16 protein-coding genes are annotated in these 19,328 nt (G+C 67.2%); 7 read left to right on the plus strand and 9 right to left on the minus strand.

Features of this window, described 5'->3' with window-relative positions; translation table 11 throughout:
• Window positions 1-50 precede the first annotated feature (50 nt).
• Both ACFOD4_RS14670 and ACFOD4_RS14675 read right to left on the minus strand, forming a co-directional pair.
• Complete coding sequence (locus ACFOD4_RS14670) at window positions 51-1,550, minus strand: tripartite tricarboxylate transporter permease (RefSeq protein WP_379597555.1); 1,500 nt, start codon at window positions 1,548-1,550, stop codon at window positions 51-53.
• 12 nt (window positions 1,551-1,562) lie between these two features.
• A complete protein-coding gene (locus ACFOD4_RS14675) occupies window positions 1,563-2,156 on the minus strand; it encodes a hypothetical protein (protein WP_379597557.1) in 594 nt (197 codons plus the stop codon).
• Window positions 2,157-2,552: 396 nt separating this feature from the next.
• Here ACFOD4_RS14675 and ACFOD4_RS14680 point away from each other — a divergent pair, with 396 nt between their 5' ends.
• Window positions 2,553-3,752 (plus strand): M20 metallopeptidase family protein, encoded by a 1,200-nt coding sequence (locus ACFOD4_RS14680; protein ID WP_379597559.1) that lies wholly within the window; start codon window positions 2,553-2,555, stop codon window positions 3,750-3,752.
• 50 nt (window positions 3,753-3,802) lie between these two features.
• Window positions 3,803-4,783, plus strand: a complete 981-nt coding sequence (locus tag ACFOD4_RS14685) for a ketopantoate reductase family protein (RefSeq protein ID WP_379597561.1) — start codon at window positions 3,803-3,805, stop codon at window positions 4,781-4,783.
• On the opposite strand, the gene ACFOD4_RS14690 is transcribed toward ACFOD4_RS14685, so the two are convergent.
• Window positions 4,771-5,754, minus strand: coding sequence for a hypothetical protein (locus ACFOD4_RS14690; protein WP_379597563.1), 984 nt, complete (start codon window positions 5,752-5,754; stop codon window positions 4,771-4,773). The genes ACFOD4_RS14685 and ACFOD4_RS14690 overlap by 13 nt on opposite strands.
• On the opposite strand from ACFOD4_RS14690, the gene ACFOD4_RS14695 reads away from it, so the two are divergent.
• A complete protein-coding gene (locus ACFOD4_RS14695) occupies window positions 5,753-6,289 on the plus strand; it encodes a cytochrome b (RefSeq protein ID WP_379597565.1) in 537 nt (178 codons plus the stop codon). The two genes, ACFOD4_RS14690 and ACFOD4_RS14695, sit on opposite strands and share 2 nt — an antisense overlap.
• An 8-nt stretch (window positions 6,290-6,297) precedes the next feature.
• On the opposite strand, the gene ACFOD4_RS14700 is transcribed toward ACFOD4_RS14695, so the two are convergent.
• Window positions 6,298-6,510, minus strand: coding sequence for a hypothetical protein (locus ACFOD4_RS14700; RefSeq protein WP_379597567.1), 213 nt, complete (start codon window positions 6,508-6,510; stop codon window positions 6,298-6,300).
• A 115-nt stretch (window positions 6,511-6,625) separates the two neighbouring features.
• On the opposite strand from ACFOD4_RS14700, the gene ACFOD4_RS14705 reads away from it, so the two are divergent.
• A complete protein-coding gene (locus ACFOD4_RS14705) occupies window positions 6,626-6,958 on the plus strand; it encodes a DUF1491 family protein (RefSeq protein ID WP_379598864.1) in 333 nt (110 codons plus the stop codon).
• Between the two features lie 34 nt (window positions 6,959-6,992).
• Here the strand turns inward: ACFOD4_RS14705 and ACFOD4_RS14710 are convergent, their stop codons facing one another.
• From ACFOD4_RS14710 to ACFOD4_RS14720, 3 genes are all read right to left on the minus strand, one after another.
• On the minus strand, window positions 6,993-9,554 hold the full coding sequence (locus tag ACFOD4_RS14710; protein WP_379597569.1) for a cellulase family glycosylhydrolase: 2,562 nt from the start codon (window positions 9,552-9,554) through the stop codon (window positions 6,993-6,995).
• Window positions 9,555-9,690: 136 nt separating this feature from the next.
• Window positions 9,691-11,112 (minus strand): M20 family metallopeptidase, encoded by a 1,422-nt coding sequence (locus tag ACFOD4_RS14715; RefSeq protein WP_379597571.1) that lies wholly within the window; start codon window positions 11,110-11,112, stop codon window positions 9,691-9,693.
• Between the two features lie 67 nt (window positions 11,113-11,179).
• Complete coding sequence (locus ACFOD4_RS14720; protein WP_379597573.1) at window positions 11,180-12,019, minus strand: alpha/beta fold hydrolase; 840 nt, start codon at window positions 12,017-12,019, stop codon at window positions 11,180-11,182.
• A 198-nt stretch (window positions 12,020-12,217) separates the two neighbouring features.
• Between ACFOD4_RS14720 and ACFOD4_RS14725 the strand changes: the two genes are divergently transcribed.
• From ACFOD4_RS14725 to ACFOD4_RS14735, 3 genes are all read left to right on the plus strand, one after another.
• Entirely contained in the window at window positions 12,218-12,685 is a 468-nt protein-coding gene (locus ACFOD4_RS14725; RefSeq protein WP_379597574.1) for a MarR family winged helix-turn-helix transcriptional regulator, read from the plus strand.
• An 80-nt stretch (window positions 12,686-12,765) separates the two neighbouring features.
• Entirely contained in the window at window positions 12,766-13,782 is a 1,017-nt protein-coding gene (locus ACFOD4_RS14730; RefSeq protein WP_379597576.1) for an extracellular solute-binding protein, read from the plus strand.
• 39 nt (window positions 13,783-13,821) lie between these two features.
• Window positions 13,822-15,555, plus strand: coding sequence for an ABC transporter permease (locus tag ACFOD4_RS14735; protein ID WP_379597578.1), 1,734 nt, complete (start codon window positions 13,822-13,824; stop codon window positions 15,553-15,555).
• On the opposite strand, the gene mdoH is transcribed toward ACFOD4_RS14735, so the two are convergent.
• On the minus strand, window positions 15,476-17,620 hold the full coding sequence (gene mdoH, locus ACFOD4_RS14740) for a glucans biosynthesis glucosyltransferase MdoH (protein ID WP_379597580.1): 2,145 nt from the start codon (window positions 17,618-17,620) through the stop codon (window positions 15,476-15,478). The genes ACFOD4_RS14735 and mdoH overlap by 80 nt on opposite strands.
• Window positions 17,608-19,161 (minus strand): glucan biosynthesis protein, encoded by a 1,554-nt coding sequence (locus tag ACFOD4_RS14745; RefSeq protein ID WP_379597582.1) that lies wholly within the window; start codon window positions 19,159-19,161, stop codon window positions 17,608-17,610. Before ACFOD4_RS14745 ends, mdoH begins: the two co-directional genes overlap by 13 nt.
• Between the last annotated feature and the right edge of the window lie 167 nt (window positions 19,162-19,328).

Consider the following 19,328-nt stretch of genomic DNA (forward strand, 5'->3'; position numbering starts at 1 on the left):
CGGTTGTATCACATTATTGCGAGGTCAAGATCAACAGCCAATGCGGGGGTTCAGCCCGCCATGGCGGCTTCCTTCTTCTTGCGCAGGCCAGGCAGCAGCATCATGCCAAGCGCCAGGGCGGAGATCGTCAACAGAACTGCCGAGATCGGACGCTCCAGGAAGACGATCGGATCGCCACGGGACAGCAGCATGGCGCGCCGCAGATGCTCTTCCATCATCGGACCCAGCACGAAGCCCACCAGCAACGGCGCCGGCTCCATCTTCAGCTTGGCAAAAGCATAACCGAGGATGGCGAAGAACACCGTCTGGTAAACGTCAAAGACGTTGTTGTTGATGGAGTAGACACCGATCGCGCAGAAGGCGAGGATCGCCGGGTACATGAACTTGTAGGGCACCTGCAGCAGCTTCACCCACATCCCGATCATGGGGAGGTTGATGACGAGCAGCATCAGATTACCGACCCACATCGAACAGATCAGGCCCCAGAACAGTTCCGGCTGAGCCTCCACCATGCGGGGGCCGGGCTGGATGCCCTGAATGATCAGCGCGCCCACCATCAGCGCCATGACGGCATTGGACGGGATGCCCAGCGTCAGCAGCGGGATGAAGGAGGTTTGGGCGGCGGCATTGTTGGCCGCTTCCGGCCCGGCAACGCCTTCGATCGCGCCCTGGCCGAACTCGTGCCGCCCCTTCGACATCTTCCGCTCCATCATATAGGAGCCGAAGGAAGCGAGCGAGGCGCCACCGCCGGGCAGGATGCCCAGCGCCGAGCCCACGATGGTGCCGCGAAGCACAGATGGCACCGCGCGCTTGAACTCTTCCCGGGTGAGGAACAGGCGCCCCACCTTGGTGGTCAGCACATCACGGACTTCAGGGCGCTCCAGGTTCAGGATGATCTCGGCGATGCCGAAGACGCCCATGGCGATGGCGGCGAAGTTCAAGCCATCCGACAACTCCGGCACGCCGAAGGTGAAGCGCTGCTGCCCGGTCTGCACGTCGGTGCCGACCAGGCCGAGGGCCACGCCGAAGACCACCATGCCGACCGACTTGACCACCGAGCCCTGCGCCAACACTGCCGAGATGATCAGTCCCAGCAACATCAGCGAGAAGTAGTCGGCAGGGCCAAATGACAGCGCCACCTCAGTCAGCAGCGGGCCGGAGGCTGCAACCAGGATGGTGGCCACCGAGCCGGCGAAGAAGGAGCCGACCGCCGCGATGGTCAGCGCCGCGCCCGCACGGCCGTTGCGCGCCATCTTGTAGCCTTCCAGCGTCGTGACGACGGAGGAAACCTCACCGGGCAGGTTTAGCAGGATGGCCGTGGTGGAGCCGCCATACTGCGCGCCGTAATAGATGCCGGCGAGCATGATGATGGCGGTGGTTGCTGGCTGACCGAAGGTGATCGGCAGCAGCAGCGAGATGGTTGCCACCGGTCCGATACCCGGCAGCACGCCGATCGCCGTGCCGATGAAGGCGCCGAGAAGGGCAAAGAGAAGGTTGTCGAGGCTCAGCGCAACGCCGAAGCCGAACGCCAGATTGGAGAAAAGATCCATCGTCTTCCGCCCTCAGAACACTGGCCAGACGTTGACGCGGATGTCCAGCTCATAGATGAACACCCACCAGCACAGCACCAACAGAAACACGATGCAGCCGAGCACGCCCAGCGGGCGGTGCGCCGGTTCGGCCAGCGCCGAGACCACGATCATCGCCGCCAGCGCCAGCATCAGGCCGCCCCGGTCCAGCAGGATGCCGAACACCACCATGCCCATCAGCACCAGCGCGAGCTTGCGCCAGCCCGGGCTGATCGCCATGACGCCAAACCCGACCATCAGCGCGATGCCGAGGGGGTACCAGTTGCCGGACAGCGCAGGGATGGAGGCGATCAGCGGGTAAAGGCCGAGCGTCACGCCGATGCCCACGAAAAGCGTGACGAGATCCACGCCTGTCCACTTCTCCAGCGGGTCTGCGCCGCTGAAGAAGGCAATGCCGAGCACGATCAGGCCCAGGCCGAATTGCAGCATGAAGACCATCATGGGCATGTAGCCCGGGCCCATGCGCCGGGCGGAGCCCAGTGTGTGGTCGAGATTCAGCCACAGGCCGACGCCCGCCAGGGTCAGCAGCAAGATTGCCGACCAGAAGTCTTTCGCGTTGATCCTCAATGCCGATCCTTTCTTGGAACCCCGCGCGCGGCAGACACGCGCCCTTTGCTTATTGTGTCGGATGCCACCCCGCCGACTGGCAGGGCGCTTGTCCGGTCAGCCCTCCCCATCTGTGCCGAGGGGGAGGTTCGCTGTTTGGATGGGAGTTGGCCCGGTCGCGGCGCGGGGCCGCGGCGTGGATCATACGATTCCAGATCTTTCCACGCCTTTTGCCGGTGCAACCGCACCGGCCCGCAACTTCGCCCCTCCCCCTCCGACGCAATCTCCGGGACCCTATGGCAGGCTTCCCGGTTGCGGCAAGTAACGAGGCTAACATTAAGAAGAGTTCATTTACACTCTACGAAATGTTGTAACATGAGAGACGCATCTCACGCTCGAATTGGGATCACGGAAACGATGCCGAACGAATCTTCGATCAACGATCCCGTCGCGCGGCTGCGCGCCGAGGCGGCGCGGCTCGCGCCCTGGCTGCAGGAAGTCCGGCGCGACATCCACGCCCATCCGGAACTGGCCTTCGAGGAGGTGCGTACCGCCGGCATCGTAGCGAACGAACTCGGGCGGCTGGGTATTCCGCACCGTACCGGCATCGGCGGCACCGGCGTGCTGGGCGTCATCCAGGGCGGATTGCCCGGCCCGACACTGGCCATCCGCGCCGACATGGACGCGCTGCCGATCCAGGAGGAAACCGGGCTGCCCTTCGCCAGCACCATTGCGGGCCAGATGCATGCCTGCGGTCATGACATTCACACCGCCACTTTGCTCGGCGTCGGCTCCGTGCTGAAGGGCATGGCGCCGCAGCTCGCAGGACGCGTCGTTCTCGTGTTCCAGCCAGCTGAGGAAACCTTGCAGGGTGCCGCCGCCATGATTGCCGATGGCGCCGCCGAAGGCATCGACATGGCGCTGGGCTTCCACAATCATCCCGACATGCCAGTGGGCAGCTTCGGCTTCGCCCGCGGCGCAGTGCTGGCTGCGTCCGATCTGTTCGACCTGGAGCTGCGCGGCAAGTCGGGGCATGCCGCCCATCCCTACGACGCCGTGGACCCCATCGTGGCCGCGGCGCATTTCGTGACCCAGGCACAGACGGTGGTGAGCCGCGAAGTGCCGCCCCTCATGCCGGCCGTGGTGACGATCGGGCAGAGCACCGGCGGCACGGTGCATAACATCATCCCTGAGCGGGTGGTGCTGAAGGGCACGGTGCGCACGCTGCACGCACCGGCGCGCGACATTGCCGAGGCCGCGCTACGGCGCCTGATCGCCGGCATCGAGACCGGAATGCGGGTTTCAGCCACCCTCACCTACCGACGCATGATCTCTGCTCTGCGCAATGACGACCGGGTGCTGGAGCCGGCGGTGGCCGCCATGCGCGACCAGTTCGGCGCCGCGAGGGTCGCGGAGGGCGAGCCGTCCATGGGGTCGGAGGATTTCGCCGCATTTGCCGAACGGGTGCCGGCCTTCCAGCTGCGCATCGGCTCCTCCCAGCCCGGTCGGCAGGACCGGGTGCACAACGCCTTCTACCAGCCGGATGAGGGGTGCATGGTTCTGGGCGTGGAGGCATTGTCACGCATCGCGCTGGACCTGCTCTCGGGGCGGCGCTGACCGCACTGCCCCGTTCCTGCTCAGCGCCGGGGATTCGAAGGAGATTGCCCATGAAGATCTGTGTGTTCGGTGCCGGCGCGATCGGGGGCCATGTGGCGACACGGCTGGCGCTGGGCGGGGCGGACACCAGCGTCGTCGCCCGCGGCGCGCAGCTGGACGCCATTCGCGAGCGCGGCCTGACTATCCGCGCGCCCGACGGAACCCACACGGTTCGGCCCCGCGCCGGCACGGCAGCCGAGATCGGCCGCCAGGACGCGGTCATCGTCACGGTGAAGGCGCCCGCCCTGCCGCAGGCGGCCGAGGCGATCCAGCCTTTGCTTGGCCCCGACACCACCGTGGCCTTTGTGATGAACGGCATCCCCTGGTGGTATTTCGACCGGCATGGCGGGTCGTTGGATGGTCGCCGCCTGCCGTCCATCGATCCGGGTAATGCCGTTCGGAAGGCGGTCGGCGTGGAACGGACCCTTGGAGGCGTGGTGTATTCCGCCTGCACCGTCACCGAGCCAGGCCATGTGCTGGTGGAGCACGCGAACAACCGCGTGATCCTGGGCGAGATCGAGGGCAGCGACAGTCCCCGCGCCCAGGCCATCGCTGCCTTCCTGGGCAAGGGCGGCATCTCCGGCGAGGTCACCGCGCAGATCCGGCGCGAGATCTGGATGAAGCTGATGGGTAACCTGTCGCAGGGACCCTTCACCATCCTTTCGCGCCAGGGCATGTCGGGCACGCTCGCCGACCCGGCCGTGCGGGCAGCGGTGCGCCGGGCCATGGGGGAAAGCATGGCGATCGCCGCGGCGCTGGGTCAGGGCTTCGAATTCGACCTGGAGAAGCGACTGGAAGGCTCGGCGAAGATCAAGCACAAGCCCTCCATTCTTCAGGATCTGGAACTGGGGCGGCCAATGGAGGTGGAGGCGCTTTTTCGTACGCCCTTGGCGCTGGCCCGACTGGCCGGGGTGGAAACCCCGACGCTGGACCTTTCAGTGGGGCTGGCGACGCAGGCCGCCGTGGCGGCAGGGCTCTTTCAGCCCGGCTGAATCGCGGCAGGGGGCAAGGCAGTCTGCCCGAGCACCCAGCCTTCCCAGCGCCGCACCCACGGGTCGGCCGGAATGAAATCCGGCCGCGCGCCTTCCAGCACGCCGATCACGCAGAGCAGGCCAAGGACGCTGTCGAAACGGTCCTCCGCCGCGGCGTCGGCGCCAAAGCCACTCTCGATCGCTGCCGCCAGGGCGGGTTCCGCCACGGCGCCCAGCCTGGCCATGGCCAGAGTGATGAAAGGGCCTGCCCTTCGCCTCGCCTCGGACGACCTCTTGCTGCCACCCAGCACCACACCCAGGTGCCGCATGGCCTCGGCGGGGTAGGTTTCGGCGAGCACCACGCGACCGGGCGCCAGAAGATCACGCAGGCTCCCGTCGAAAGGCCAGAGGCGCGGCGGTGCCGAGCTGCGCAGGGCCGAACAGAGCCAGCCTCGCCAAGCGGAGATTGCCGCCTTCCCGGTCTGGTTGGCGCCCAGGGTCCAGAACAGCGGTGCCCCGGCAGGACGCTCCGCCGTTGCCAGGTCGCACCACCGGTTCAGCGCCGCCGGACCGGTAAGACCGAGCGCCGCAGCATGCGCTGCCCGTGTCATGCCGCGCAGGCCGCGCGTGGGATAAAAGGGGCGCTCCGGCGAAACGGTGTCCAGCCCGGCACTGACCTCGAAGAAAGCCGCATCCTGCTGCAGCCCGCGCAAAAAAGCGGGGAAATCCCGTTCCCCCCGCCCGGCCGCAAAGCCGCGCGGCAGGCCGAGCGGCAGATCCAGGCCGAGCACCGCCGGGGCGCCCAGCGCTGCCCCGTCCGCCGCCAGTGCCGCCAGCAGTGCCGCGGGATCGCCAACGGGGAGCGGCGCCGCCGCATGCCATTTCCCGTTCTTGCGCCAGGCGCGGCTCACCCAACGTTTGCGGGGGTCGATGCTCCAATCCGCGTGGGCGGCCAGCATCGGCTCCAGGTCAGCAGGGGGAAACGATGCCATGCGCTACACGGCCACTGCTCGCTGGCTGCACTGGCTGACGGTGCCGGCGCTGCTGGTTATCGCGGCGCTGGGACTGTGGCTCGGCTACGCCGCCCCGGCGGATGAAGCGCTCAAGATGCGCCTCTACACGACGCATGAAAGCCTGGGGTTCTGCCTGGGCCTGCTGACCCTGTTCCGTCTGGCATGGCGTGCGGGGCACCCGCCTCCGCCGATCATTCCGCCTTTGCCCCGGGCGATGCGGCTGGCGGCGCATCTGAACCATGCCGGCCTCTACATCCTGCTGCTGGTGCAACCGGTGGTGGGATTGCTGTCCAGCAATGCCTGGGGTTTCCCATTGGTCCTGGTTGGCCTGATGCCCCTTCCCATGCTGATCGGCAAGGACGAGGCGCTGGCGCCTTTGCTGACCGATCTCCATGGCTGGATCGCGCTGATGCTGGGCCTTCTGGTGGCGCTGCACGTCGCGGCGGCGCTGTGGCACCACCTGGCCCGCCGCGACAACACGCTCCGGCGCATGACAACCGGCGGCAGCGACTGAGGCCAGGATCAGAGCGGGCGCTGCGCCCGCTCCATCAGCCGCGCGAAGAAGCCGGGCTTCTTGGCCGGCTCGGCCGACTTGGCGGTGGCCGCGACCAGCTTCTCGCGGTCCTGCGCCTTCATTGACAGCCACTTGTCGAGGCTGACCCCGGCTTTCGCCGCCCGCTTCGCCTCGTAGGCGCGCTGGCCTTCGCTCAGCCGCACCTGCTCCTTCACCGACATGCTTTCTGGTCCCCGCATCGGCCCCGTGCCGACGCGGGTGGATGCCGCGCCGGCGCGCCGCCCGCAAGCGCTTTTTGCCGCTTGCATCCTCCACTGCCGGCGTCACCTTGCGGTGATGGAACCGAAGCTGAAAGCCGGGCTATGGACGCGGATGGCGCTGCGCATGGCCGATCTCTCCGGCCGTCCGGGCATGGTCCTGCGGCGAGGCGACGATGATGCCGGCGGCATTCTCTGCCTGCTGCGGGGGCGCGATGGGTGCACCGTGCTGACCCAAACCCGTGATCCCGACGGCAACCTGGCCTGGATGCGCGGCACCGGTCCGGCCCCTGTGCCGGAAGCCGAGGCCGATGCCTATGTGCAGCGGCAGGTTGACCGGGACCCGGATTTATGGGTGCTGGAGTTCGACACCCCCGACCTGCGCCCGCCCTTCGAGGCGCGCCTGCTCTAGGGCGCGCCTGCGTGCGGGCAGGGTCAGAAATCCGTCAAACGAAGACCAGATCCACCGCCATCGGCCCGACACCGAGGAAGCCGAAGCTGACTTCTTGATCGTCGGAAAGGCTGCCGTTCCAGGCGGCGTTGCGGATCAGATAGCCCTCCATGTCGCTGGCGACGATCTCGGCATTCCAGATCTGAGTGATCTCGGCCATGGTGTTCAACCGAACCGTCCAGCCGCTGAGATCGGCGGGACCGCGGTTGACCAGCTCCACCAGACCCTGAAAGCCGCTCGCCCACGCATCCGTCAGGCTGAAGCTGCCGTCCAGCCCGCCCTGCCCGGCCGGAGGCTGCGGGGGAGGTTCAACCGGCGGTGCGGGCGGAGCGTCGTCGTCTCGGATGGTGCCGGTGCCGACCATCTGGCCGGACTCCGCGCCCCGCACGTTCAACAGTTGCAGGGTGAAGATCTCATCACCCTCGACCCGCGCATCCGGTGTCAGGGCGACGGCAACCTGTTTGCTGGTTTCGCCCGGTGCGAAATGCAGCGTTCCGCTGACGGGCGTGAAATCCTGGGCATCGGCGGTGCCGGCGACGGTGACGTAATCCACCCATACATCGTGCTGCGCCGCGAAAGACAGGCTGACCGCGAAGTGCAGCAGATTGGCGTCACTTCCGGTGCCGCCCTCGCCCGGCATGCCCAGATCAAACATCAAGGGGTCAAGCCAAGCGGTCTTGGCCGGGATCACCGTCATCCAATCATCGGCGAGGATGCCGCCCGTGTCGCCGGAATTGGGATTCCAGGACCACCAGGTCCAGCTGATACCCTCCTCGCCGGCCGGAATGTCGCGCGTGCCGTCGGCGTCGAAATCGCCCGCCAGATAGGCGGTGATCTTTTGCAGCCACACCAGGTCCTTGGGGTCCTGCAGCTTGCTGCCGAACTCGCCCAGGAAAACCGGGGCGATGCCTTCGCGATAGATGTAGCCCCACATCTCATCGAACTTGGCAGCCAGCCCGGCTTCCCAACCCGATCCGCTGAACCAGTTTTGGCCATAGATCGAATTGGGATAGTCATGCGCCGAGTAGACCAGCCGGCCGGGAATATCGAGCTCCACCGGACGGTCGCGAACGCCCATCAGGTTGCCGCCCCACCAGTAGCCCTGACCGTCATAGTTGCCGATCCCCTCCACAAAGATCAGCCAGTCCGGATTGGCCGCAAGCGCGGCATTGCCGGCGCGCTCGGCGGCGGCGGCCCAGTCGGTGGCCGATCCGTCGCCCCAGCTGCCGCCATAAGGCTCGTTGTGCAGGTCGGCGCCGATCACCGTGGCGTTGCCCGCATAGCGGCCGGCCAGCATCTGCCAGTCGGCAACCCATTGCGCCTCCGTGTAGCCGTCGCCGTACCAGAGGCCGTTGCCGGAGGCGCCGGCGCCCGCGCTGTCGCGATGATGGTCGAGGATGATGCGCAGGCCGATCTCACCCGCGTAGTCGACAATCCGGTCCATGATGCCGAGGCCTGGCAGCCCCTGCAGATCCGGGTTCTTGCCGAAATCGATGCCGTTGGGTGCGGTGGAGGTGTGCAGCAGCTCGGAGGAAAAGGGCAGGCGGATGGTGTTGAAGCCTTCCGCCTTCATCTGGTCCATCATCTCCTTGTACCCGCGCACCCAGAGGCCGTGCGGGGCAAAATTGCCGCTTTCGAGGCCGAACCAGTTGACGCCGGCGATCTTCACCGGGTTCCCGGCGGCATCGACGATCTGGTTGCCATGGGTGCTGAAGAAGCCCGCGGCGGCGCCACCGCCGGCAGGGGTGCCCTCCACCGCCTCGGCGTCCCGCACGGAGATCACCGGCTGCGGCGCCGGTTCCGGCCCGTTGCCGCCAGGGATGGTGTCGTCCTCCAGGATGGTGCCGATGGCCAGTCCGCCGCCACCAAGCGTCGCGCCGACGGGATTGGCCAGCAACAGGGTGAAGGTCTCGTCCGCTTCTGCCTGCCTGTCGCCCAGGATCGGCACCGTCACGGCACGGCTCGTCTCCCCCGGCGCAAAGATCAGCACGCCGCTCACCGCCAGATAGTCCTCGCCCGCCCGGGCGGTGCCGTCGGCGGTGGCGTAGGCCACGCTCACCGGCACCGTCGCGGGCCGGTCCAGCGTCACGACGAATTCAAGGACGGCCGTGCCCGCATTGCCTTCCGCGATGCTGGCAGGGCCAAGGCTGAGCACGGGCGAAGCGGGAGCTGGCGGCTGAGGCTGGGGTTCCGGCTTAGGTTCAGGCTCCGGTTCCGGCTGAGGCTGCGGCACGGCATTGGCATCGCCCACCACGAACCCTCCGGCGGTGCTGCTGCCGCTGCCCTGGAACCCCAGGCCGATGCGTCCGCCTTCGGGCACCACGGCGTTCCAAGTGAGGTTCCGCAACACGTAAACCGTGCCGACATGGCTGACGATCTCGGCGCCCCAGATGTTGGTGATCTGGAACCCAGCGTCGAAGCGAATGGTCCAGCCATTCAGGCCGCCGGCCCCGCCGACCAGCTCCAGATGCCCGATGAAGCCGGCACCCCAATCGTCGGGCACCGAATAGTTCAGGATCGCAGACACGTCGGGAAACTCCGCCATGATGGCGGGCATGGGCATCCCGCCAAGTTTGGACGGGATTTTCCCGTTGAAGGATTGCCGTTAGCAATCGCTCAAGGGTTGTAACGTTCCCGTGTCGGCTCCGCAATGGCGTTCATCGCGAAGCCGTGAGCGGGAGCGCTCGAAGACGCTAGACGGAAGCCATCTTGATCGGCGGGGTCAGGTCGTCCGGCAGAGGGCAGACATAGGGCACGGCATCCGTCCGCTGCTTCAAGTCGGCCCTGGCTTGCTGGATCAGCGCCGGATCAGACAAGGCATCCACCGCAACGCCAGCCATGATCTTGGCGGCATGCACCATGCCCTTATGCGCCAGGGGCGATTGCCCCTGGGCCGTCAGCTGCCAGGAATGACCCGGCGTACCGATGGCATAGGTCGCGCCGCGTGCCTGCACTGTAGGCACCACCCAGGACACGTCCCCAACATCGGTGGAGCCGACCATGGCGACGCCCTTTGCCTCCAGCGGGATCACCTCATCGGCCAGCGGCACGCCCTTTCGCACCGGCACGCCCATGCGGCGGAAGGCGGAGGCGATGTCCTCGTCGGACAGCGTCTTCTGGAACTCGGCGGCCAGGGCGCGGTCCGCGTCGTCGAAGGGCGGCGGCCCGAGGCGCTCGATGTTGTTCTGCATCGCCCGCTCCAACGGCGAGTTGCCGAGCAGGTTCGACACTGCCGATACGACCTGGGTGGAAACAGTGGTTTCCGTCATCAGCGCCGCGCCATCGGCAATCTTGCGCACCCGCGCCACCAGCCCGGTCAGCATCGGCAGATCGGAGGCGCGGATCAGGTAGCGCACTTTGGCCGAGCCCTGCACGACGTTGGGCGCGATGCCGCCGGCATCGAGATAGGCGTAGTGGATGCGCGCCTCGGACGGCATGTGCTCGCGCATGTAGTTCACGCCGACATTCATCAGTTCCACGGCATCCAGCGCCGAGCGCCCCAGGTGCGGCGCCGCCGCGGCATGGCTGGCGCGGCCGGTGAAGGAAAAGTCGATGCGCGTGTTGGCAAGGGAGTTCGGCTCGTTCACCGCGGCGAAGGGCGCCGGGTGCCACGAGATGGCGATGTCCACGTCCTTGAAGGCCCCCTCGCGCACCATGAAGGCCTTGGCGGCGCCGCCTTCCTCGGCCGGGCAGCCGTAATAGCGCACGCGGCCCTTGATGCCGTTCTTTTCCAGGTAGTCCTTCACGGCTGTGGCGGCCAGCATGGCGCCGGCGCCCAGAAGGTTGTGGCCGCAGCCGTGACCGGCGCCATCGCCCGGCAATGGTCGGCGCTCGGCCACGCCGGCCGCCTGGGAAAGCCCGGGAAGCGCGTCGTATTCGCCCAGAATGGCGATTACCGGCCCTTCCTCGCCCGCCTCGCCCATCAGCGCCGTCGGAATTCCGGCCAGTTTCTCGGTGATGCGAAATCCATGAGCTTCAAGTGCCGCCTTGTGCTCGGCGGCGGAGCGGAACTCGGCATAAGCCAGTTCCGGCATCTCCCAGACGCGGTCGCTGAGCGCGATGAAGGCGTCCTTGCGCTCATCGACCAGACGCCAGATTTCATCGGTGTTCTGCATGGGTTCCCCCCGGAAGCCAGAAAACGAGCCGTCAAATTGCGTCCGGGAGGAGCGGCTGTCGAGGGCGTCAGCCGCGGAAGAACGCCAACAGGTCGGCGTTGATCTTATCGGCATGAGTGGTCGCCATCCCGTGCGGCAGACCAGGATAGGTCTTCAGCGTTCCATGCTTTAGCAAGGTGATGCCGATGCGGGCGGAGTCATCGATAGGCACGATCTGGTCGTCCTCGCCGTGCATCAGCAGCACGGGCACGTCGATCGCCTTCAGGTCCTCGGTGAAGTCGGTTTCGGAGAAGGCCTTGATGCACTCGTAATGCGCCACAGTGCCGCCCATCATGCCCTGGCGCCACCAATTGTCGACCACACCCTGCGACACCTTCGCCCCGGGTCGGTTGAAGCCGTAGAAGGGTCCCTCAGGAACCTCACGGAAGAACTGCGCGCGATTGGCGGCGAGCGCGGCGCGGAAGCCGTCAAACACTTCCAACGGCAGTCCACCCGGATTGGCCGGTGTCCTTACCATGATCGGCGGCACGGCGCCGATCAGCACGGCCTTGCGCACAGCGGCCTCGGCGCCGTGCCGCGCGACATAGCGCGCGACCTCGCCGCCGCCGGTGGAATGCCCCACATGGATCGCGCCACGCAGCCGCAGATGCCGCGCCATGGCGGCGACGTCGGCGGCGTAGGTGTTCATCTCGTTGCCTGTTTCGGTCTGGCTGGACCGGCCATGGCCGCGCCGGTCATGCGCGATGACCCGGAACCCCTGGTGCAGAAAGAACAGCATCTGGGCATCCCAGTCATCCGCGCTGAGCGGCCAGCCATGGTGGAACACGATTGCCTGCGCGTCGCGCGGGCCCCAATCCTTGAAGAAAATCTCGGTGCCGTCTTCGGTGGTGAAGGTGCCGCTGCTCATGATGCGCTGTCCTTTCCGGATCCAGGATCAGGAGGGCAACACTCAGCCACCCATCCTGCCGCATGAATCATTATCGCGATAATTTTTATCTTGCAGAGATCTTACGCCCGTTGTCCAGGGAAAATTATTACCATATTACTTATCGCAATAAGATTGCGCGCCGCCGGGTTCGGCCCGAATGCCCTGGAAGAACGATTAATGCCTGCCTCCCGCGCCGCTCTGCCTGCTCCGCCCAAGGGCAGCCTGAGCCAGCAATTCTGCTTCACCCTGTATCGCGCCAGCATGGCCATGACCCGAACCTACAAGCCAATGCTGGACGCCCTGGGGATCACCTATCCGCAATACCTTGTGCTCAGCGCACTGGAGGAAGCGGACGGCCTCTCGATCGGCGCCATCGCCCAGAGACTGGCGCTGGAATCCAGCACCATCACCCCTCTGGCGCGGCGGATGGAGCAGGCCTCGCTGGTGCAGCGGCGGCGCGGGCCCGAGAATGAACGGCAAGTGCATGTCTGGCTGACCGATTCCGGAAAGGCGCTGCTGCGCCGCTGCTCGTGCCTGGGCGAAACCATGCAGCAGCGTTCCGGCCTTTCCGAGGAGGAACTCACGGCGCTGAACCGGCGGCTGCAGCAGGTGGTGGATCGCCTGGACGCGGCGCTGGGCACCTGAAACCGCCGACGCGGTGGCTTGACCTGCGAGTGAAACTCATTAACGCTCCTCCATGAGCCCTCCCTGATCCGGAACAATCCATGCCTGTTCGTCGCCTTCTCGGCGCCCTCGCGCTGGCCCTCGCCCTTCCGGCTGCCGCGTCGGCGGCCGAGCTCAACCTTTACACCACGCGGGAGCCGGGCCTGATCCGGCCACTGCTGGAACGCTTCACCCAGGAGACCGGCACGCGGGTCAACACGGTCTTCGTGCAGGGTGGGCTGGCCGAGCGCCTGGCTTCGGAAGGTGAGCGCTCGCCTGCCGACATCGCCATGGTGGTCGACATCGGCAACCTGATGGAGCTGGTGGACCGCAACCTGTCCCAGCCGGTGCGCTCCCCCGTGCTGGAGGAAGCCATTCCGCCGGGCCTGCGCGACGCGGATGGTCGCTGGTTCGCCCTGTCCGCACGTGCCCGCGCCCTTTACGTCTCGCGCGAGCGCGTCAGCGAGGCCGATGCGGCGAAGCTGCGCTACGAGGACCTTGCCGATCCGCGCTTCAAAGGAAAGGTCTGCATCCGCTCAGGCCAGCACCCCTACAACACCGCCTTCTTTTCCGGGCTCATGGTGAAGCACGGAGAGCCGTGGCTGCGAGACTACCTGACCGCGGTGAAGGGCAACCTCGCCCGCCGCGCCGCGGGCGGCGACCGCGAGGTGGCGCGCGACATCATGGCGGGGCTTTGCGACATCGGCCTCGCCAACACCTACTATGTCGGGCTGATGCTCTCGGGCCGGGGCGGGGATGAGCAGCGCGGCTGGGGCCAGGCGATCCGCGTGGTTCTGCCGCGGGATGGCGCGGCGGTGAACGTGTCCGGCGCCGTGGTGGCGCGCCATGCGCCGAACAGGGCCGAGGCAGTGCGGTTTCTGGAGTTCCTGGTGTCACCTGAGGCTCAAGGCGTCTATGCCGAAGCCAATTTCGAGAACCCCGTCCGCCCGGATGCTCCGCTGAACCCGCTCGTTGCGGGCTTCGGCCCCCTGAAGGTGGACAGCGTTTCCTTGACCGAGATTGCCGCACGGCGGGCCCAGGCCAGCCGCATCGTGGACGAGGTCGGGTTCGATCGTTGACCTGAGGCCCATGCTGCCCTCCCCTCCGCAAGACGGGCCATGATCCCACGCCTTCTCGCTGGATTGTCGGCCGTGCCCGTGCTGTTGCCGCTGTTCGCCCTGGTGGCGGTGGCGGCACATGGCTCGGGCGATCTATGGCCTCATCTGCTCCGCTTTGTCTTGCCCCAGGCGCTGACCGAGACGCTGGTGCTTCTGGGCGGCGTCGGACTGTTCGTGGTGCTGGTGGGCACGGGTACGGCCTGGCTCACCAGCAATTACCGCTTCCCGGGCCGACGGCTGCTGTGTGTGGCGCTGGTGTTGCCGCTGGCATTGCCTACCTATGTCGCGGCCTATGCCTGGCTCGACGTCCTGCACCCTGCCGGACCGGTGCAGACGGGCCTCCGCCGCATGCTCGGCCTCACCGATCCCCGCGCCATCCCCCTGCCCGAGATCCGCTCGGCCTGGGGCTGCATTCTGGTGATGGGGCTGGTGCTCTACCCCTATGTGTACATGACGGCCCGCATCGCCTTCCTGACGCAGGGCATGGAGATGCTGCGCGCTGGCCGCGCCGCGGGGGCGGGCGGCTGGCGGCTGTTCCGCCGCATCGGCCTGCCGTTGGCCCGGCCGGCCATCGCGGTCGGCACCGCGCTGGCCCTGATGGAGGCGCTGAACGATGTTGGCGCCAGTGAATTCCTGGGCCTTCGAACCCTGACCGTCTCGGTCTATGTCACCTGGATCACCCGTTCATCGCTGGAAGGGGCGGCGCAGATCGCGCTGCTGCTTCTGGCTTTGGTTGCCGTGGTGCTGTGGATGGAACGCTGGGGACGACGGCATGGCGGGCGCGAAACAGCGACGCCCGGCCGGCCGGAGTTGCGGCCTCTGCCGCCCCTGGCCGGATGGGCCGCAACCCTTGGCTGCGCCCTGCCCGTGATGCTGGGCTGCGGCGTGCCGCTGGCCTACCTTTGCTGGGCGGCCTCGGTGCGGGTGGTGGAGTTCGGCCTGCCGCCGGACCTTTGGCGCTGGGCCGGCAACAGCGCCATGCTGGCGGGTCTTGCCTGCGCCTGCGCCATGCCCATGGCGCTCGCCCTGGCTTTCGCGGCACGGCTCGACGGTTCCCGCCGCCGCCTGGGTGGCACGCTGCTGAGGCTCGGGATGATGGGTTATGCCCTGCCGGGCGGAGTGGCGGCAGTGGGACTGATCGTGGCTCTGGGGCAGCTTGATGCCCTGGCAGGGCTGCTTGGGCGTTGGGCTCCGCCCCTGCTTTCGGGCAGTGTGGCGGCGGTTGTGGCCGCCTATGTGATCCGCTTCCTGGCCGTGCCCGCCGGTGGTTTGGACGCCGCCTATGCCCGTATCCGGCGGGAAACGGACTGGTCGGCCCGGGCGATGGGCGCGCATGACGGATGGCTGTTGCGACGCGTGCATCTGCCGCTGCTGCTGCCGGCCATGGCGGGCACGGCGCTGCTGATGCTGCTGGACGCCATGAAGGAGCTTCCGGCAACGCTGATGCTGCGGCCGTTGAACGTGGAAACCCTTGCCACTGCCCTGTATGCCGAGGCCGCACGCGGCACCTATGAGGAAGGCGCGGTGGCGGCCTTGGCGCTGGTGGTTATCGGCCTGCCGCCGATCCTTTTGCTGGCATTGGCGACCAGGGGCGGCGAAGCGGCCCGGTCACCGCGCCCTGAAACAGGCACCGGATGGAGCCGGATCGGCGCGTTCATCCGCGCGCGGCCAACTCCTCCAGCCGTGCCACGCCTCGTGCATCGGCCAGCACCGCGGCCGTCTCCGCACGGCTGAGGCCGCGCAGCGCGCTGTCCAGATCCTCTGCCTCGTCCACCTTGGCCAGGCCGATCAGCAAGGCCGGATCGAAAGGGTCAAGGCGTGGGCGCCGTGGTGCCGGGAGCATACGGCGATGTGCCTCCAGCAGGCCGGATTCGCGGAACAGGCGACCAGGCCCAGGAGAAACAGCCTCCTGCGCCTCCAGCAACTCGCGCTGCAAGGCGCGGGCGCGGCGCAGCACCTTCGGCGTGTCATGCTCTTCCGGCGTCAGAAGCAGACCCAGCCGGCGCAGCCCCACGCCCACCGAGCGCCGGGCCGTCCAGGCGGCCAGCGGAATGGCCAGTGCCAGCCCCAGCACCACCGGCGACATCCACAACGCCAAGTAGGGCGAAACGAGCCAGGCTGCCGCGCCAAAGGCTAGGCCGAACACGGTATGCTTCCAGTACAGCCGCGCCACCTGGCCGAAGGGCAGCGAACCGTCATCACGCTTTTGCGCGTTCCAGCCGGAATCGCGGCCCATCAGGATGGAAAGCACATCCACCGATTGCGTCAGCATCGTCACGGGCGCCAGCAATCCGGCAACAACGGTTTCCACCAGCATGGACAGGAAGGCCCGGATGGCGCCGCCGCTGCCGCGCCGGTCCCGGCCGTGGAACAGCAGGGCAACCCAGGCCATCAGCTTGGGCAGCAGCAGCAGCGCCATGGTGCCGATGAACACCCACATGGCGCGCACCGGATCGACCACCGGCCATTGGGGAAACAGTGTTGGCCCGGCAGGGAAGTATTCCGGGCGGATGAAGCGCGCCTGGATGGCCAGCAGCACGCCGCAGAACAGGAACAGCAGCCAGACCGGCGCAGTGATATAGGAACCGATGCCGGTCAGCAGGTGCATGCGGCTGACCCAGTGCAGCCCGCGTGCCGGCAGCACGGCCGCATGCTGCAGATTGCCCTGACACCAGCGCCGGTCGCGGATGGCAAGGTCCATCAGCGAGGGCGGGCTTTCCTCATAGGTGCCGCGCAGCCAGGGGACCATGTGCACCGCCCAGCCGGCGCGACGCAGCAGCGCGGCTTCCACGAAGTCGTGGCTCAGGATGTGGCCGCCAAAGGGCTTGCGTCCCGCCAGTTCCGGCAAGCCTGCCGCGTCGGCAAAGGCCCGTGTGCGGATGATGGCATTGTGGCCCCAGTAATTGCCTTCCGAACCGTGCCACCACGCGATGCCCTCGGCAATCAGCGGACCATAGACCCGTCCGGCGAATTGCTGCATCCGTGCAAACAGCGTGTTGCCGCCCGCGATGATGGGAAGGGTCTGGATCAATCCCACATCCGGATGACGCTCCATGGCGTCGGCAAGGCGCAGGATGGTATCGGCCTCCATGACACTGTCGGCGTCGAGAACCAGCATCTGCGGATAGGCACCGCCCCAGCGTCGCACCCAGTCCGCGATATTGCCCGCTTTGCGCTCGGTGTTCTTGGGGCGACGACGGTAGAAGATGCGCTCGTGGTCGCCTGTCCGCTCGCGCAGGGCGAGAAAGGCCGCTTCCTCGGCGATCCAGGCAGCGGGCTCGGTGCTGTCGCTGAGGATGAAGATGTCGAAGCGATGCAGCGCGCCGGCCTCGGCCAGCGATTCATGGATCGCCTGCAGCCCCGCCATGACACGCGACGGATCCTCGTTATAGGTCGGCATCAGCAGCGCCGTTCGCACACCCGGCATAGGCGGCGGCCCGTCGGGCTGGATGCCCAGGCGCCGGTCCGGCCCCAGCAAGAGGCGGATGAAGCCGCAGCAGGCGCTGGTGAAAGACAGGGCGATCCAGGCGAAAAGCACCACGAACAGGATCAGCACAAAGGCCTGCAGCGGCGTCGGCTGCCCGCTGCCCAGCACCAGCCACATTTCCCGCGCGCCATAGGCGGTCAGCGCCAGGGCCAGCCCGATCACCAGCAGGCGCCGCAGCCACAAGCCGCCCGGCCGCGAGGGCATGCCGCCTTCCCGCCGGGCAGCCCTGGCACGCAGCGACTGCACCGGCATCGAAAGTTCATGCTCGGGCGGCAATGCCCGCCAACAGCCTTCCGGCGTCACGCGGTCCATCGGTACAGCATCGTCTCTGCGACGGGGCGTTCGTTGTGCTTCAGATCGACCCGCAATTCGGCCACGCGTTCATTACCCGGATGCAGCTCGAAGCTGATGCGCCAACCTCCGGATTCACGATTGCGATGCACCACCGGATTGCGGATCTGACCGCGATCCGTGCTGACGGAAAGTTCCGGCTTCGCGTCCTCGGGCAGGCTCTCGAGCGCGCCGCCGGTCACTTCCAGGACGACCTGGCGTCCATCCCTTTGGAAGTTGGCTCCCGACCGCGCCATGGTGATGCGCCCGAGCTGCGGAACCTTTGGCGCCTCGTCGCACCAGTGCATCCGGTAGGTGAAGCGGTACTCCGCCTTGGCCCGCAGCGGCGCCTTGGGGCGCCAGAAGGCCACGATGTTGTCGTGGATCTCGCCCTGGGTGGGGATCTCCACCAGTTGCACAACGCCCTCGCCCCAGTCGCCGATCGGCTCGATCCACAGGCTTGGACGCCTTTCGTAGCGGGCCTCCAGATCCTCGTAGGAGGCGAAGTCGCGGCGCCGCTGCATCAACCCGAAGCCGCGCGGATTGACATCGCCGAAATAGGAGATCTGCAGGTCACGCGGGTTGTTCAGCGGGCGCCAGATGCGCTCTCCCCGGCCCGTTGCCATCAGCAACCCATCCGAGTCATGCACCGCCGGGCGCCATTCGTCGCGCCCCGTCGCATTCAGCGGCGAGAACCAGAACATGGAGGTCAGCGGCGCGATCCCGGCCGTGGCCATGTCCTGCCTCGGAAAGATGCTGGTTTCCACGTCGAAGATGGTGGATTCGCCCGGGCGGATGGCGAAGCGGAACGCCGCGGAACAGGACGGGCTGTCGAGCAGCGCATGCACCTGCGCGGCATTCACGCCTTCCCGCGGGCGCTCCACCCAGAAGGCGCGGAACAACGGGAATTCCTCCCCCTTCTGATCCCCGGTGCCGATAGCGAGGCCACGCGCCGAAAGGCCATAGATCTGCGACTTCGCCACGGCCCGGAAGTATGAGGCGCCGAGAAAGGAGCAGACCTCGTCATAGTAATCCGGACGGTTCAGCGGCGCGTGCAGGCGGAAACCGGCAAAGCCGAGATTGCCCGGTTCCGGGCGCTGCAAATTCTGGAAGCTGAACAAGGCGGGGTCGTACAGCACCGGGTTCGCCTGCCCTGCGGCCACGTCGTAGATGTCGATCTTCGGCTTGTAGAGAAAGCCGCGATGGAAGAGCTGCATCTCGAAGGGCAGCTTCTGCGGCCGCCAGAAGGAACGATCCACATTGAATCGGATGTCGCGGTACTGATCGTAGCTGAGGTCGGCGATTTCCCGCGGCAGATCCTCGGGCGGAGCCTTGTAGGGTTCCTGGGCGATGGCGCGGGCGATCTCGCGCACCGTGTTGCCGTCGAAGGGCGTAGGGCCGGGCAGGCCGCCACTGTTCTGGCCGCCATTCCGGCCGCCGGGGACCGCAGCCCGGATCGGCCCGTCCGTGACGGTGAGGGCTGTCAGGGAAAGGGTGGCAAGCAGAGCTTCGCGGCGGGTCACGATGGCCCTTTCTCCTCGGGTGCGAACGGGGTGGAGGGTGGAACGGCAAGTTGGGGCGACGGGGCAACGCCGCCTGGGCGCCACGGTTGCGGCGGGCCGGCATTCTGCCGCAGGTTGAGGCGACCGGGCGATAGCCGGCCCTCCCCTCGCTGTCCACCTGCCGGCCA

The sequence above is a fragment of the Teichococcus globiformis genome (assembly GCF_042646265.1).
Classification (GTDB): domain Bacteria; phylum Pseudomonadota; class Alphaproteobacteria; order Acetobacterales; family Acetobacteraceae; genus Pseudoroseomonas; species Pseudoroseomonas globiformis.

Excerpts from the sequence above, each read along its gene's own strand:
- ACFOD4_RS14705 (WP_379598864.1), top strand. The coding sequence starts at position 6,626 with ATGGAACCGAAGCTGAAAGCCGGGCTATGGACGCGGATGGCGCTGCGC.
- ACFOD4_RS14700 (WP_379597567.1), bottom strand. The coding sequence starts at position 6,510 with ATGTCGGTGAAGGAGCAGGTGCGGCTGAGCGAAGGCCAGCGCGCCTAC.
- ACFOD4_RS14735 (WP_379597578.1), top strand. The coding sequence starts at position 13,822 with ATGATCCCACGCCTTCTCGCTGGATTGTCGGCCGTGCCCGTGCTGTTG.
- ACFOD4_RS14710 (WP_379597569.1), bottom strand. The coding sequence starts at position 9,554 with ATGCCCGCCATCATGGCGGAGTTTCCCGACGTGTCTGCGATCCTGAAC.
- ACFOD4_RS14730 (WP_379597576.1), top strand. The coding sequence starts at position 12,766 with ATGCCTGTTCGTCGCCTTCTCGGCGCCCTCGCGCTGGCCCTCGCCCTT.
- ACFOD4_RS14715 (WP_379597571.1), bottom strand. The coding sequence starts at position 11,112 with ATGCAGAACACCGATGAAATCTGGCGTCTGGTCGATGAGCGCAAGGAC.
- ACFOD4_RS14670 (WP_379597555.1), bottom strand. The coding sequence starts at position 1,550 with ATGGATCTTTTCTCCAATCTGGCGTTCGGCTTCGGCGTTGCGCTGAGC.
- mdoH (WP_379597580.1), bottom strand. The coding sequence starts at position 17,620 with ATGGACCGCGTGACGCCGGAAGGCTGTTGGCGGGCATTGCCGCCCGAG.
- ACFOD4_RS14690 (WP_379597563.1), bottom strand. The coding sequence starts at position 5,754 with ATGGCATCGTTTCCCCCTGCTGACCTGGAGCCGATGCTGGCCGCCCAC.
- ACFOD4_RS14725 (WP_379597574.1), top strand. The coding sequence starts at position 12,218 with ATGCCTGCCTCCCGCGCCGCTCTGCCTGCTCCGCCCAAGGGCAGCCTG.
- ACFOD4_RS14720 (WP_379597573.1), bottom strand. The coding sequence starts at position 12,019 with ATGAGCAGCGGCACCTTCACCACCGAAGACGGCACCGAGATTTTCTTC.
- ACFOD4_RS14680 (WP_379597559.1), top strand. The coding sequence starts at position 2,553 with ATGCCGAACGAATCTTCGATCAACGATCCCGTCGCGCGGCTGCGCGCC.
- ACFOD4_RS14695 (WP_379597565.1), top strand. The coding sequence starts at position 5,753 with ATGCGCTACACGGCCACTGCTCGCTGGCTGCACTGGCTGACGGTGCCG.
- ACFOD4_RS14685 (WP_379597561.1), top strand. The coding sequence starts at position 3,803 with ATGAAGATCTGTGTGTTCGGTGCCGGCGCGATCGGGGGCCATGTGGCG.